The sequence below is a fragment of the Promicromonospora kroppenstedtii genome, from assembly GCF_044389675.1.
GTDB lineage: Bacteria > Actinomycetota > Actinomycetes > Actinomycetales > Cellulomonadaceae > Promicromonospora > Promicromonospora kroppenstedtii.
On sequence record NZ_JBIRYI010000001.1, the window covers coordinates 558490 to 571987 of the forward strand.

Consider the following 13498-nt stretch of genomic DNA (forward strand, 5'->3'; position numbering starts at 1 on the left):
TCGCCGCACCGGGCCCGGTGCGGCGACCGCAGGCCGGACGCGCTACAGGGCCACGTACACGGTCTCCTGGTACTCCTCCATGCCCGCCTCCGCGCCCTCGCGGCCCAGGCCGGAGGACTTCACGCCGCCGAACGGCGCGCTCGCGTCGGACACCAGGCCGCGGTTGATGCCGATCATCCCGGCCTCGATCTCGTCCATCGCGCGCTGGGCGCGGGCGAGCGAGGTCGTGTACGCGTAGGCGGCCAGGCCGAACGGGGTGCCGTTGGCCAGCTCGTAGGCCTCGTCGTCGGACCCGAACGCCACGATCGGCGCGACCGGGCCGAAGATCTCCTCGGTGACGATCCGCGCGTCGCCGCTGACCCCGGTGAGCACGGTGGGCTCGAAGAAGTGGCCGCTGCGCTCCAGGCGGGAGCCGCCGGTGAGCACCTGGGCGCCGTGCGCGGCGGCGTCGTCCACGAGGCCCGAGACCTTCTCGACGGCGGCCTCGTTGATGAGCGGGCCCACCTGGGCGCCGGGCTGCGTGCCCGGGGCGGTCACGAGCTCGCCCACCGCGGTGGCGAACTTGTCCGCGAAGGTGCGCGCGACGGCGTCGTGCACCAGGAAGCGGTTGGCCGCGACGCAGGACTGGCCGGCGTTGCGCAGCTTGGCGATCAGCGCGCCCTGCACCGCGGCGTCGACGTCGGCGTCCTCGAACACGACGAAGGGCGCGTTGCCGCCCAGCTCCATGGAGCTGCGCAGCACGTTCTTCGAGGCCTGGGCCAGCAGCACCTGCCCCACCCGGGTGGAGCCGGTGAACGAGACCTTGCGCAGGCGCGGGTCGTCGAACAGCGGCTCGGTGACGGCGCCGGCTTGGGTGGTCGGGACCACGTTGACGATGCCTGTCGGCAGGCCGCGCGACTCGGCCTCCGAGCGGATGATCTCGGCGACCAGCAGGGTGGTCATCGGGGTGAGCTCGGACGGCTTGACCACCACGGTGCAGCCGGCCGCGAGCGCGGGCGCGATCTTGCGGGTCGCCATCGCGATCGGGAAGTTCCAGGGCGTGATCAGCAGCGACGGGCCCACGGGCCGGCGGCTCACGTACTGCTTGTTGCCGCCCGACGGCGCCGTGCGCACCAGGCCGTCGGCGCGCACCGCCTGCTCGGCGAACCAGCGCAGGAACTCGGCGCCGTAGACCACCTCGGCGCGGGCCTCGGCCAGGGGTTTGCCGGCCTCGGCGGTGATGAGCGCGGCGACGTCGTCGGCGCGGGCGACGATGCGGTCGAAGACGGCGCGCAGCAGCTCGGACCGCTCGCGCGGCGGCACGGCGCGCCAGGCAGGGGCGGCCGCGTGCGCGGCGTCGAGGGCGCGCACGGCGTCGGCGGCGGTGGCGTCCGAGACGTCGAAGATGGGCTGGGCGGTGGCGGGGTCGGTGACCTCGAACGTGGCGCGGCCCGACGCGGGGCCCCAGTGCCCGTCGATGAGCAGGCCGGTGGGCAGGTGCGCCACGAGGGCGGGGGAGAGCGTCGTCGCCGTCATATTCCGAGTATCCACTCCGGCGCAAGCGCGTCGGGCCCCGGAACCGGGACCGAGTATCGTCTGGCCCACGCCAACGAGACGGGGGATCACGATGACCGCGACGGCCGACCTCTACGACGAGCACGGCGAGGCGCTGGCCTCGCTCGCCCTGCAGCTGCGCGACTTCGGCGGGGTGCGGACCTTCTCCGGCCCGGTGCGCACCGTGCGGTGCCACGAGGACAACGCGCTGGTCAAGGCGGTGACGCAGACGCCGGGCGAGGGTGCGGTCCTGGTGGTCGACGGCGGCGGCTCGCTCCGCAGCGCCCTGATGGGCGACCTCATCGCCGCGGCGGCGGTCGAGAACGGCTGGGCCGGGGCGATCATCCACGGCGCGATCCGTGACTCGGTGGCGATCGGCGGGCTGCGGCTCGGCGTCAAGGCGCTCGGCACCAACCCGCGCAAGTCGGCGAAGACCGGCGCGGGCGTGCTGGACGAGCCCGTCGAGATCGGCGGTGTGCTGTTCCGCCCGGGCGCCATGGTCCACGCGGACGAGGACGGCGTGCTGGTCGAGCGGTGACCCGGCTCGTCCTGCTCAACGGCCTGCCCGGGGTGGGCAAGTCCACGCTCGCCGCTGCCTGGGCGGCCCGCCGGCCGGGCACGCTGAGCCTCGACATCGACGTGGTCCGCGCGCTGATCAGCGGCCCGCCAGGAGACACAGCCGGCCCGGCCCGGTCGCTCGGGCTCGTCATGGCGGTGGAGCACCTGCGCGCCGGGCACGACGTCGTCGTCCCGCAGCTCGTGGCGCGGCCGGAGCAGGTACGCCGGTTCGCGGAGGCGGCCGAGGCGGCGTCCGCCCGCTGGACGCACGTGCTGGTGGAGGCACCGCGCGGGGTGGTCGCGGAGCGGCTCCGGCGGGACGCGGCGGCCCACCGGGGCGACCTCGGGGCGGCGCTGACGGACGCCTACGCGGAGGGGCTGCGGGAGGTGGCGCGGACCCCCGGCGTGCTCCGCCTGGTCAACGACGATCTCGCGCGCGCGGTCGCGGCGCTGGAGGTGCTCGTGGAGGCTGGTGTGACACCCGGCGGGTCGGCGGGCCAGAGCCCGTCGCGGGGGCGGGGAACGGTACGGTAGGCCCATGGTTCTTCCCACTGATCCCGCGCGCCCGTTCGGCGCGGTACTGACTGCCATGGTCACCCCGATGACGCCCGACGGCGCCGTGGACCTGAAGGCGGCGGCGAAGCTGGCGAAGAAGCTCGTGGACGACGGCAACGACGGCATCGTCCTGTCCGGCACGACCGGCGAGTCGCCGGTGACGCACACCCCGGAGAAGGAGGAGCTCGTCGCCGCGGTCGTGGAGGCCGTGGGCGGCCGCGCCGCGGTCGTGGCGGGTGCCGGCTCGAACGACACCGTGCACGCGATCCGCATGGCCGAGCAGGCCGCAGAGTCCGGCGCGGACGGCCTGCTCGTCGTCTCCCCGTACTACTCCCGGCCGAGCCAGGAAGGGCTGTACCAGCACTTCGTGGCCGTCGCGGACGCGACCGACCTGCCCGTGATGCTGTACGACGTGCCGGGCCGCACCGTGGTGCGCATCGCCCCCGACACCTACCGGCGCCTGGCGCGGCACCCCCGGATCATCGCGAACAAGGACGCCACCGGCGACGTCTACGCGGCCAGCAAGCTCATCGGCGAGACCGGCCTCGCCTGGTACTCCGGCGACGACGGGCTGCTCCTGCCGTTCCTGAGCGTCGGCGGTGCGGGTATCGTGTCCGTGTCGGCCCACGTGGTCGGCGCCCATTTCGCGGAGACGGTCCGCCGGTTCGACGCCGGTGACATCGCCGGAGCGATCGAGGTCTTCCGCACGACGACCGGCGTCATCGACGCGCTGAACGGCGCGGGCGCCCAGGCCGTGATGGCCAAGGCGGCGGTCGAGCTGCTCGGCGTCACGGACAACCGCTTCCTGCGTCTGCCCAACGTCGCCGCGTCGGACGACGAGGTCGCCGCCCTGCGCGCGGTGCTGGCCGAGGCCGGCCTGCTGCGCGACGGCGACGCACACCAGCCCGAGGTGAACGAGCTCGCTCGGGCGAGCTCCGCCGGGCACTGAAACTTTTCTGTTGGAACGAGGCCTTGGAGGCCACGTGAGTCATCCTCACCCCGAACTGTCCCTGCCCCCCGCACTGCCCGACGGCGGTCTGCGTGTGGTCGCCCTCGGCGGCCTGGGCGAGGTGGGACGCAACATGGCGGTCCTGGAGCATGCCGGACGGCTGCTGATCATCGACTGCGGCGTGTTGTTCCCCGAGGACAACCAGCCCGGCGTGGACCTGATCCTGCCGGACTTCGACTACATCAAGGACCGTCTCGACGACATCGAGGCGATCGTGCTGACGCACGGGCACGAGGACCACATCGGTGCCGTGCCCTACCTGCTGCGCCTGCGCAACGACATCCCGCTGGTCGGCTCGCGCCTGACCCTCGCCTTCATCGAGGCGAAGCTCAAGGAGCACCGCATCAAGCCCTACACCCTCGAGGTGAAGGAGGGGCAGCGCGAGAAGCTCGGCGTCTTCGACTGCGAGTTCGTCGCGGTCAACCACTCCATCCCGGACGCGCTCGCCGTGGCGGTCACCACCGCCGCCGGCACCGTGCTGCACACCGGTGACTTCAAGATGGACCAGCTGCCGCTCGACGGCCGCATCACGGACCTGCGCGCCTTCGCCCGCCTCGGCGAGAAGGGCGTGGACCTCTTCATGGTGGACTCCACCAACGCCGAGGTGCCCGGCTTCGTGACGCCCGAGGCCGAGATCGGCCCCGTGCTGGACAACGTGTTCGCCCACGCGGACAAGCGCATCATCGTCGCGTCGTTCTCCTCCCACGTGCACCGCGTGCAGCAGGTGCTGCGCGCCGCGCACGCCCACGGTCGGCGCGTCGCCCTCGTGGGGCGCTCCATGGTGCGCAACATGGGCATCGCAGCGGACCTCGGCTACCTCGACGTGCCGCCGGGCGTGCTGATCGACCTGAAGAAGGCCGACTCGGTGCCGGACGACCAGATCGTCTACATGTCCACCGGCTCGCAGGGCGAGCCGATGGCCGCGCTGAGCCGCATGGCCAACGGTGACCACAAGGTGCAGGTCGAGTACGGCGACACCGTCATCCTCGCGTCGTCCCTCATCCCGGGCAACGAGAACGCCGTCTTCCGCATCATCAACGGCCTCACCCGCCTCGGCGCGCGCGTCGTGCACGGCGGCAACGCCAAGGTGCACGTCTCCGGGCACGCCTCGGCCGGCGAGCTCATGTACTGCTACAACATCCTCAAGCCCAAGAACGTCATGCCGGTGCACGGCGAGGTGCGCCACCTCGTGGCCAACGGGGCGCTCGCGGTCCGGACCGGTGTGCCGGCCGACCGAGTGGTGCTCGCCGAGGACGGCGTCGTGGTCGACCTCGTGGACGGCAAGGCCTCCGTGGTCGGCGCCGTGCCGTGCGGCTACGTGTATGTTGACGGTTCCTCGGTCGGCGAGATCACCGAGGCCGAGCTCAAGGACCGCGTGATCCTGGGCGAGGAAGGTTTCGTCTCAGTCTTCGCCGTGATCGACACGGCGACGGGTAAGGTGCTGGCACCCCCGCAGGTGCTGGCGCGGGGTATGGCCGAGGACGCCTCGGTGTTCGACAAGGTGATGCCGGAGGTCACCGCGGCGCTGGAGAACGCGATCGCGGGCGGGGCCACGGACACGCACCAGCTTCAGCAGATCATGCGGCGGACCATCGGTCGCTACGTGGCCACCCGGCTGCGGCGCAAGCCGATGATCGTGCCGGTGGTCGTCGAGGCGTGATCGGCAGCTGAGCACCACCCTTCGGGCGGGGTAACGCTGAGGTAGCACTGCTACCTCTGGTGTTACCCCGCCCGTTGTGTTGTCGTCTCCCCGGCAGGGCCGAATGTCGTGATCTGCGAAGATCACCCGCTAATTGGCTCAACGTCATGGTTTCCCGGGGCTAGCGTTCGGGTGTTTCACACCGCACGCACCCGTGAAGGGCACCATCCGTGACGCAGCCGTTCGATCCCTACGCCCCGCCTCCCGCAGGAGCCCCGGCACCGAGCACCACGCCGCTCTACGACGCCTGCGCGGCCGCGAACCAGGCGCGCAGGCTGCGGGTTCCAGAGGGCCTCGCCACCGCGGTGGTCGTGCTGTCGTCGGTCTTCCTGGCCGTCCAGGTAGTCTCGACCGCGCTGTCGTTCGGGGCCGTGGAGGCGTACGCCGCCGCCGCCGACCCGATGGACGTCTTCACGGCGTACGACGCCGTGGCCGGGCTGCTCAGCGCGGTCATGTTCGCGGCCTTCATCGTCTCGTGCCTGTGGCTGAACGAGTGCCGGAAGTTCGCGGTCGCCGTCAAGCCCACCTACCGCCACCAGCGTGGTCCGGTCTGGGTGTGGCTCGGCTGGGTGGTCCCGGTCGTGTCCCTGTGGTTCCCGTACCAGGTGGTTCGGGACGTGCGCCGGAGCACCATCCGTGAGTCGTCGGGCCTCGCCGGTTGGTGGTCCACATGGCTGATCGGCAACTTCGCCAGCTATCAGGCGACCCTGGTGACCATGCGCGGTGGGGACCCCGTGATGCTGCCTTTCTACGAGCTCGTCGCCGCGGTCACCCTGCTGATCGCCTTCGTCTGCTGGCTCCGGATCGTCCGGGAGCTCACGGTGGCGCAGCGGGCGCACGTCGCGGCACTCGACGGCGTGGCCGGCTGAACCTCCGGGCGCAACCGGCCGGGCCCTCGCCGCTCAGTCCGCGCTCCCGCCGTCGTCTATGGGGTAGGACGCCGGCACCCCGCCGGCGCGACGGTCCCGGAGGGCGAGATGGCACAGGAGACGGAGTTCGACACGGCGGCCGCGGTCACGCGGTCGATGCTCGGCTGGGGTGTGGTGGCCGGGCCGTTCTACCTGGTGGTCGGGCTGGTCCTGGCGCTCACGCGGGACGGCTTCGACTTCTCGCGGCACCCGCTCAGCGTGCTCATGCTGGGCGACCTCGGCTGGATGCAGGTCACCAACCTGGCGCTGAGCGGCCTGATGGTCCTGGTCGCGGGCGTGGGCATGGCCCGGGCGCACGCACGGGGCACGGGAATCGGGGTGGGCGTCTACGGCGCCGCGATGATCGCGAGCGCGATCTTCCCGCCCGATCCCATGCCCGGGTTCCCGCCCGGGCAGGACGGAGCGACGACGCCGAGCATGTCCGGCGTCCTGCACCTGGCCTTCGGTGCGATCGGGTTCGTCTCGCTCGGCGTGGCCGCCCTGCTGCTCGGGCGCTGGTTCGCCCGGCGCGGCGAGGGGCGGGCGGCCGTCTGGTCCCGCGCCGCGGGCGTGGTCGTCCTCGTGGGGTTCGTCGGCGGGGTCGCGCTGGGACCCGCGGGCGTGGCGGGCCTGTGGCTGGCGGTCGTGGCCGGGTTCGCCTGGCTCCTGCTGGCCTCGGTCAGCATGTACATGACCGTGCCGCACCCGGTCGTGGCGCGGCGCTGAGGCACCGGCGGCCGGCCCTTGCGGGCCGGCCGCCGGCCGTATCAGGCGCTGACCTGGTCGCGGATCCAGCCGGCGTGGCCGCCGAAGCCGCTGAGCTCCTCGTCGCCCTCGATCCGGGCCTCCACGGCCGCGACCAGCTCCAGGCCGGCCGCGGTGCTGCCCGACTCCACCGCGAGCTCGGCGGCCAGCAGGGCGCTGCGGCACCAGCGCGCGACGTCGTCGCCCTCCCGCAGGAGCGACTCGGCGCGACTCGCCAGGGCGCACGCCTCCGCCAGGGCGCCCTCGTAGAGCCCGCGGAAGCGGGCGGTGTCCAGGTCCTCGTCGGCGATGAGCCGCGCGTGCTGCTCCAGCGTCTCGGGCAGCTGGACCCGCAGCTCCGTGAGCTCGTCCTCGTCGGTCGAGTCGGCCAGCGCCGCCTCGCACGCGCGGGTCGCGCCCGTCATGATCCGGCTCGCCTCGGCGACGTCGCGGTCCCGCACGGCCCACGCCCAGGCGCGGGTGGTGCGGACCTGGTGCAGCGCGTCGCCCACCTCGGCCCACAGGTCGGCGGCTCGCTCGTACGCCAGCTCGGCCGACAGCCCCTCGCCCGCCCGCTCGAGTGCCTCCGCGGCCAGCGTGGCGAGCATCGCGTGGTCGGCCTGGTCCGGCCAGTGCTGCGCCACCTGCGCGGCCGCGAGCCAGTGCTGGGCGGCCTCCGCGGGCTCGTGGCGGTTGGCCGCGCACTCGCCGAGCCACCAGCGCACCTGCACGAGGTTGCCCTCGCCGTGCACCTCGGGGGAGGGGTCCAGGTCGCTCAGGGCCTGCTCCAGCACGGGCGCCGCCTCGTCGTGCCGCCCGCCCGCCATGAGGTGGCCGCCGAGCCGGGTCCGCGCCACCACGGCGAACCGCGGGTCGGCGAGGTCGGCCCAGGCCACCGCCTCGTAGCCGTGGTGCACGGCGCCGGGGAGGTCGTCCGCGACGACCAGCACCTCCGAGAGTTGCAGGTGCGCGCCCGCCCGCCAGCCCGGAGCGGCGGAGTCACCGGCGCGGTCGATCGCCTCGGACATCCCCGCTCGCATCCCGTCGAGGTCCTCGGCGTCCCGGGCACTCTCGTACCGGTCGATCGCCTCGCGGACGGCGGCGGGCATCTCGTCGGCGGGGCCGTCGGCGACGTCGGGTCCGGACGCCGCTGCGGCCTCGCCACGGCCGCTTGCCGGCCCGCCAGCGTCTGCGTCGTCGATGGTCGCCGCGCCCGCGACGCCCACCGGAACAGCGCTTTCGGACCCCGCTGCGGGGAGCACCGCCCGCAGGCCCAGCGGCAGCCGGTCCAGCAGCGGCTCGGCGTCCAGGGTCGAGCGCACCCGCTCGCTGACCGCCGTCGTACCGTTGCGCTCGTCGAACGCGGCGGCGATGCGGAGGGCCTCGGTCCGGGCGTGCCCGGCGAGCTCGGCGGCGGTCCAGGTGCGCCCGGCGGGGCCGGTGACCGGCAGGTCGCCGCGGCCGAGGGCGACCAGGCGGTCCATGAGCAGCGCGGTCACGGCGTAGAAGCCCATCCGCGGCTCGGGCTCGCCGTCGGCCTGGAAGTAGCCGGGGGTGTCGGCCAGGAGCTCCAGCGCGCGGGCCTCGTTACCGGTCAGCGTGCAGAACTCGATGTGCTTGGCCACCGAGTGCATCAGGCTCTCCGAGCCCTTGACCATGGGGTAGCCGCGCATGTGGTTCGCCCGGGCCTCGTCGAGGCGGCCGAGCCGCACCAGCGGCAGGAGCGAGCGGGCCAGCGCGCGGTGCGGCTCCTCGGCGCAGGTCAGCCGGCCGTCCAGGACGGGGGTCCAGTGCCGCACCGCCTTCGCGTCGTCGCCGCCGTCGGAGAAGAACTCGCCCTGCCGCGCGGTCTCGCAGGCGTGGCAGTCGGCGAGCTCGCCGCGCTCTGCGGCGAGCCAGCCGTCGAATGCCCGCTGCGCCCGCTCGGTGTCACCGATGTGGTCGGCGATGTAGAACTCGGACATCCGCACGGCGCGCTCCGTGTGCCCCGCCAGCCGGTAGCGCCGGTCCATCTCGGTGAGCCAGTTCTCGATCGCGGCCAGGGGCACCCGCGGCAGGTCGAGCATGCCCGTGGTGACCCACTTGAAGTCCCAGAACAGGGAGTGGGTGGCGGACGCGTCGAAGACGCTCGGGTCCTGGTCCCACAGCCGCAGGGCGCGGGCGAACGGGACCAGCACCTTGTGCCGGTCGGCGCTGAACTCGTAGGCGCTGATCAGGTGGAAGACCGCCTTGATCTCGGCCTCCGGGCCGAGCTGTGCCGCCTGGTCGAGGATGTTCTCGGCGGCCGCGGCCTGCGAGGTGCCGTGGGGGCGCTGGTTGTTCTCCCAGATCGCCTCCTGGAGGGTCGCGAGGTCGGTGATCTGGTTCATCGGTCGTTCTCCTGGGTGTCGTCGGCGCGGTCACCGGGCCGGTCGTCGCGGGTCGGGGTGGGCGTGGCCCATTCCAGGAGCTCGCCGAACGCACGGTTCACGAGGGCCTGGTCCACCGGGCGCAGGGGCCGGCGCGCCTGGAGCAGCGACTGCCCGTACAGGGCCTCGACGGCCACGCCCGTCAGGTCCGGGTCGGGCAGCCCCGCGATGCGCCGCACCAGCGGGTTGAGGTGGTTCAGCACGAGCCGGGCGCGCGGCGCCTCGTCGCGCAGGGACCCGAGGATGCCGGCCCACAGGTCGTCGGCCTCGCTCTCGGCCTCGGCCCGGGCTCGTTCGTGCCGCGCGGACCGGTCGTCCAGGTGCACCGCGGCCAACGACGCCGGGTGGAAGGCACGTACCACGACGTCGCAGTCCAGCGGGTCCAGGCGGACCCGGGCCGTGGCCAGGAACGGGGCCAGCGCGAGCTCGGCCGCCGGGTCCAGGTGGTCGAGGTGCGCCGTCACGACCGACGCGTCGAGCTCCTCGACCGCCACCCCGGGCCGGGCCAGGGGGAGCGCCTGCACCAGGGCGGCGTCGTAGGTGTACCCGCCGTTGACCACGGCCATGCCCTGCGCCGCCGCGATGGCGGAGACCTGCCGGAACTCGTCGACGGTACGCGTGAAGTGCACGGTGGCGTGCCGCCGGGCCAGGTCGTCGAGCGTGAGCTCGCCCTCCGACGTCTCGAACGGCAGCCACGGCAGCATGGTGCGCAGCACGTCCTCGTCGTGCAGGGCCAGCGCCTTGACCCCTAGGTGGTGCACGGCCAGGAAGCGCCGCAGGCGCTCCGGCGACGCGGTCGCGAGCTGCGCGAGCCAGCCCCTGACCCGGTCGCCCAGCGCGTCGCGGACGGCGGCGAGCGTCTCGTCCTCGTAGAGCTGCTCGCGGCTGGCCGTGGGGCGCAGCGCGTCGGTGTCCAGCACGCACCGCACGAAGAACGCCCAGTCGGGCAGCAGCGTCTCGGCGCGATCGGTCAGCAGCATGCCCTTGAGGTGGACGCGGTGCCCGCCGCGCTGGGCCGGGCTGACGACGCCGGGTAGCACGTAGGCGACGCCGCGGATGCCGACCAGCGGCAGGTCCAGCTCGATGGAGTCGAGCGGCGCGAAGCCGAACGTGTCCTGGCAGTAGGCGGACAGGGCGGCGGCCCGCGCGGTCGGGCTGGCGTGCGGGGTCTCCCACGGCGGGCGCTGCCCGGTGATCGGCTCGTCGCCCACGCGGACGTCGTAGGGGAGCAGCGCCCCGAAGTCGGCGGCGAGGTCGGCCACGGTGTCGGCCTCGAACCACTGCTCGCTGCCGTGGCGCGCCGCGAGATGCACCGTGGTGCCCGGCTCGGGGTGCTCGGCGACGTCCAGGGTGCGCACCGTGTACGAGCCGTCGCCGCGGGCCACCCACTCGACGGGCAGCGCGTCCGGCGTGCGGGCCGACCGGCTTACCACCCGGATGGTCTCGGCCACGACGAAGCAGGCCAGCAGTCCGATGCCGAACTGGCCGAGGAACTCCTTGCGGGCCTCGGCCAGGCCGTCACGCTTGGAGCTGCGGCCGATCGTGGCCAGGAGCTGGTGCACCTCCGGCTCGGTCAGCCCGATCCCGGAGTCGGTGACCCGCACCGACGTGCCGGTGGCCTGGATGCGTACCGTGCCCGGGGCGTCCGGGTCGAGGGCGCGCCGCGCCGTGATGGCATCGACGCCGTTCTGGAGCAGCTCGCGGACGTAGACGCGCGGGCTGGCGTACAGGTGCTGGGACAACAGGTCCACCAACCCGCGGAGGTCGACCTGGAACGTGTGCGGTGAATCCGTCGGGGTCTCTTGCGTCGTCATGGTGGGCGCGATGCTAGTGGCGCACACTGACAGCCCCCACGAAAGTCCGGCACGTAACCTGCCCTCATGACCTCACCCGCGCCGTCGTCCCGCCCGCCCCGGGCCGAGCTGCACGTGCACCTCGAAGGCACGCTGGAGCCGGACCTGGCCTTCGAGCTCGCCGCCCGCAACGGCGTCGAGCTGCCGTACCCGGACCCGGAGAGCCTGCGCGCCGCCTACGACTTCGCGGACCTGCCCGCGTTCCTCGACCTGTACACCGCCAACATGGCGGTACTGCGTACGGAGGCCGACTTCGCCGACCTCACGCGCGCCTACCTCGTCCGCGCCGCCCGCGCCGGGGTGCGGCACGCGGAGATCAGCTTCGACCCGCAGGCGCACCTCGTGCGCGACGTGCCGCTCGAGGCCGTGGTGGGCGGCATCACCGGCGTCCTGGAGCGTGCCGAGGCCGACCACGGGATCTCCACGCTGCTCATCGCCGCGTTCCACCGCGACAAGCCCGTCGCCGACGCGCTCGACGTCCTCGAGCGGCTGCTCGCCATGGACGCGCCGGTCGTCGGCATCGGGCTGGACAACGCCGAGATCGGCTACCCGCCCGGCCTGTTCGCCGACCTCTACGCCCGGGCCGAGACCGCCGGCCTGCGCCGCACCGCGCACGCGGGGGAGGAAGGCCCGGCCGCGAACGTCCGGGACGCCCTCGACCTGCTGCACGCCGAGCGGATCGACCACGGCATCGCCGTCGTCCAGGACCCAGCCCTCGTCGCTCGCGTCGCGGCCGGCCAGGTCCCGTTCACCGTGTGCCCCGTCTCCAACGTGCGCCTGCGCGCCGTCCCCTCCCTCGCCGAGCACCCGCTGCCGGACATGATCGCCGCCGGCATGCTCGTCAGCGTCAACTCCGACGACCCGCCCTACTTCGGTGCCTACGTGGACGACGTCGACGACGCCGTCACCGCCGCCTTCGACCTGTCCCGCGACCAGCGGGCGGCGCTCGCGGCGGCGTCCTTCGAGGGCTCGTTCCTGCCCCGCGACCGGGTCGCGGCATACCTGGCCGACGTCGAGGCCTGGCGGACCGCAGGCGCCTGAACCGGGCCCGGTCCGCACCTCACCTCACCCCCGCAGCAGCGCGGCCCCCACCGTGCCACTGGCCCGCTCGAACGCGGCCGCCCGCGCCCGTTCGTCCCCGGGCAGCAGGCCCGCGAGCTCCAGCGACACCAGCCCGTGCACCAGCCCCCAGAGCCCGACGGCGGCGCTCAGCACGTGCTCGGCCGGCGCCCCGGGCAGCACCCGGCCCACGGCGTCGTGCAGCACGCGGAAGGTGGGCCGCTCGACGGCGTCGGCCGGGTCGCCGTCGGCGAGGGCCACGCCGCGGTCGAACATGACGCGGTAGAAGTGTGGGTCCGCCAGGGCGAACCCGCGGTAGGCACGGCCCAGGTCGCGCAGGTCGGCGGCCGGGTCCGCGCCGTGCCCGACGCCGGCCAGGTGCTCGGCGAACCGCCGGAACCCCTCCTCGCTCACCGCCGCGACGAGCGCCTCGCGCGACCCGAACAGGGCGTAGACCGCCGACGCGCTGGTCGCGGCCTCGGCGGCGACCTTGCGCACCGTGACGGCGGCCTCGCCGTCCGACGAGATGACCCGGGAGGTGACCTCCAGGAGGCGGGTGCGCAGGGCGTCGTCGTGCAGTCGAGGTCGGGCCATGCGGTGAGTCTAGAAGCCTTGACGGGAGTTTGCGAACGTTGTTTGATAACACTGTTACAAAACAACGGACGCATCCAGGAGGACGTCGTGCTCGAGCTCTCGGACCCCGCCCGCATCACCGCGGGCATCGTGCTGCTGACCGTCGTCGGGATCGAGTCCGGCGGCTTCTTCCTGCTCAAGGTCTTCGGGGGCAGGCTCGCCACGACCGACCTGCAGAAGAGCTTCTTCCGGGCCGGGCACGCCCACGCGGGCGTGCTGGTGATCCTCGGCCTGCTCTGCCTGCTGCTCACCGAGGCGACGGACCTGACCGGGTTCCTGCGGTGGCTCGCTGCCACGGGCGTCCTGGTCGCCGCGATCCTCATGCCGGCGGGCTTCTTCCTCTCCGCGATCGGGACGGGGCGCACCACGCCCAACCGCGCCGTCGCGCTGCTGCCGGCGGGCGCGGTGGTCCTGGGGGCGGGGGTCGTCACGCTCGCGGGCGGCCTGCTGCTGGGCTGAGCGCCGGCGCGCGTAGCCTGACAAACCGGACGACTGCCCGGTCCGGGACACACCGCGGGGGATCCTGGGCCGGACCGTCG

12 protein-coding genes are annotated in these 13498 nt (G+C 73.6%); 8 read left to right on the plus strand and 4 right to left on the minus strand.

The genetic code is table 11. From position 1 onward, the window contains the following. Nucleotides 1–42 precede the first annotated feature (42 nt). Complete coding sequence (locus tag ACH47X_RS02500) at nucleotides 43–1515, minus strand: NAD-dependent succinate-semialdehyde dehydrogenase (RefSeq protein ID WP_397401062.1); 1473 nt, start codon at nucleotides 1513–1515, stop codon at nucleotides 43–45. A 91-nt stretch (nucleotides 1516–1606) separates the two neighbouring features. On the opposite strand from ACH47X_RS02500, the gene rraA reads away from it, so the two are divergent. From rraA to ACH47X_RS02530, 6 genes are all read left to right on the plus strand, one after another. Continuing rightward, nucleotides 1607–2071, plus strand: a complete 465-nt coding sequence (gene rraA / locus ACH47X_RS02505) for a ribonuclease E activity regulator RraA (RefSeq protein WP_397401064.1) — start codon at nucleotides 1607–1609, stop codon at nucleotides 2069–2071. Continuing rightward, nucleotides 2068–2625, plus strand: a complete 558-nt coding sequence (locus ACH47X_RS02510) for an AAA family ATPase (protein WP_397401066.1) — start codon at nucleotides 2068–2070, stop codon at nucleotides 2623–2625. Before rraA ends, ACH47X_RS02510 begins: the two co-directional genes overlap by 4 nt. Before the next feature lie 4 nt (nucleotides 2626–2629). Next, the gene (gene dapA, locus ACH47X_RS02515; protein WP_397401068.1) at nucleotides 2630–3595 is read left to right on the plus strand and encodes a 4-hydroxy-tetrahydrodipicolinate synthase; all 966 of its coding nucleotides are present in this window, start codon (nucleotides 2630–2632) and stop codon (nucleotides 3593–3595) included. Between the two features lie 34 nt (nucleotides 3596–3629). Continuing rightward, a complete protein-coding gene (locus tag ACH47X_RS02520; RefSeq protein ID WP_397401070.1) occupies nucleotides 3630–5315 on the plus strand; it encodes a ribonuclease J in 1686 nt (561 codons plus the stop codon). 209 nt (nucleotides 5316–5524) lie between these two features. Further along, nucleotides 5525–6223, plus strand: coding sequence for a DUF4328 domain-containing protein (locus ACH47X_RS02525; RefSeq protein ID WP_397401072.1), 699 nt, complete (start codon nucleotides 5525–5527; stop codon nucleotides 6221–6223). Between the two features lie 108 nt (nucleotides 6224–6331). Beyond that, complete coding sequence (locus ACH47X_RS02530; RefSeq protein ID WP_397401074.1) at nucleotides 6332–6988, plus strand: DUF998 domain-containing protein; 657 nt, start codon at nucleotides 6332–6334, stop codon at nucleotides 6986–6988. Nucleotides 6989–7029: 41 nt separating this feature from the next. On the opposite strand, the gene ACH47X_RS02535 is transcribed toward ACH47X_RS02530, so the two are convergent. Beyond that, nucleotides 7030–9375 carry a hypothetical protein gene (locus ACH47X_RS02535; protein ID WP_397401076.1) on the minus strand — a complete coding sequence of 782 codons (2346 nt, stop codon included), beginning with the start codon at nucleotides 9373–9375 and terminating at the stop codon, nucleotides 7030–7032. Then, nucleotides 9372–11228: an HSP90 family protein gene (locus ACH47X_RS02540; RefSeq protein WP_397401078.1), complete on the minus strand. Its 1857-nt coding sequence runs from the start codon at nucleotides 11226–11228 to the stop codon at nucleotides 9372–9374. Before ACH47X_RS02540 ends, ACH47X_RS02535 begins: the two co-directional genes overlap by 4 nt. A gap of 66 nt (nucleotides 11229–11294) precedes the next feature. Here ACH47X_RS02540 and add point away from each other — a divergent pair, with 66 nt between their 5' ends. Next, nucleotides 11295–12308, plus strand: coding sequence for an adenosine deaminase (gene add, locus ACH47X_RS02545; protein WP_397401080.1), 1014 nt, complete (start codon nucleotides 11295–11297; stop codon nucleotides 12306–12308). 24 nt (nucleotides 12309–12332) lie between these two features. Here add and ACH47X_RS02550 read toward each other — a convergent pair whose 3' ends face one another. Then, entirely contained in the window at nucleotides 12333–12920 is a 588-nt protein-coding gene (locus ACH47X_RS02550; protein ID WP_397401082.1) for a TetR/AcrR family transcriptional regulator, read from the minus strand. Nucleotides 12921–13007: 87 nt separating this feature from the next. Between ACH47X_RS02550 and ACH47X_RS02555 the strand changes: the two genes are divergently transcribed. Beyond that, the gene (locus ACH47X_RS02555) at nucleotides 13008–13418 is read left to right on the plus strand and encodes a hypothetical protein (protein ID WP_397401084.1); all 411 of its coding nucleotides are present in this window, start codon (nucleotides 13008–13010) and stop codon (nucleotides 13416–13418) included. Nucleotides 13419–13498 lie beyond the last annotated feature (80 nt).

Coding starts and splice junctions, on each gene's coding strand:
- dapA (WP_397401068.1), top strand. CDS start 2,630: ATGGTTCTTCCCACTGATCCCGCGCGCCCGTTCGGCGCGGTACTGACT.
- ACH47X_RS02550 (WP_397401082.1), bottom strand. CDS start 12,920: ATGGCCCGACCTCGACTGCACGACGACGCCCTGCGCACCCGCCTCCTG.
- rraA (WP_397401064.1), top strand. CDS start 1,607: ATGACCGCGACGGCCGACCTCTACGACGAGCACGGCGAGGCGCTGGCC.
- ACH47X_RS02535 (WP_397401076.1), bottom strand. CDS start 9,375: ATGAACCAGATCACCGACCTCGCGACCCTCCAGGAGGCGATCTGGGAG.
- ACH47X_RS02500 (WP_397401062.1), bottom strand. CDS start 1,515: ATGACGGCGACGACGCTCTCCCCCGCCCTCGTGGCGCACCTGCCCACC.
- add (WP_397401080.1), top strand. CDS start 11,295: ATGACCTCACCCGCGCCGTCGTCCCGCCCGCCCCGGGCCGAGCTGCAC.
- ACH47X_RS02540 (WP_397401078.1), bottom strand. CDS start 11,228: ATGACGACGCAAGAGACCCCGACGGATTCACCGCACACGTTCCAGGTC.
- ACH47X_RS02530 (WP_397401074.1), top strand. CDS start 6,332: ATGGCACAGGAGACGGAGTTCGACACGGCGGCCGCGGTCACGCGGTCG.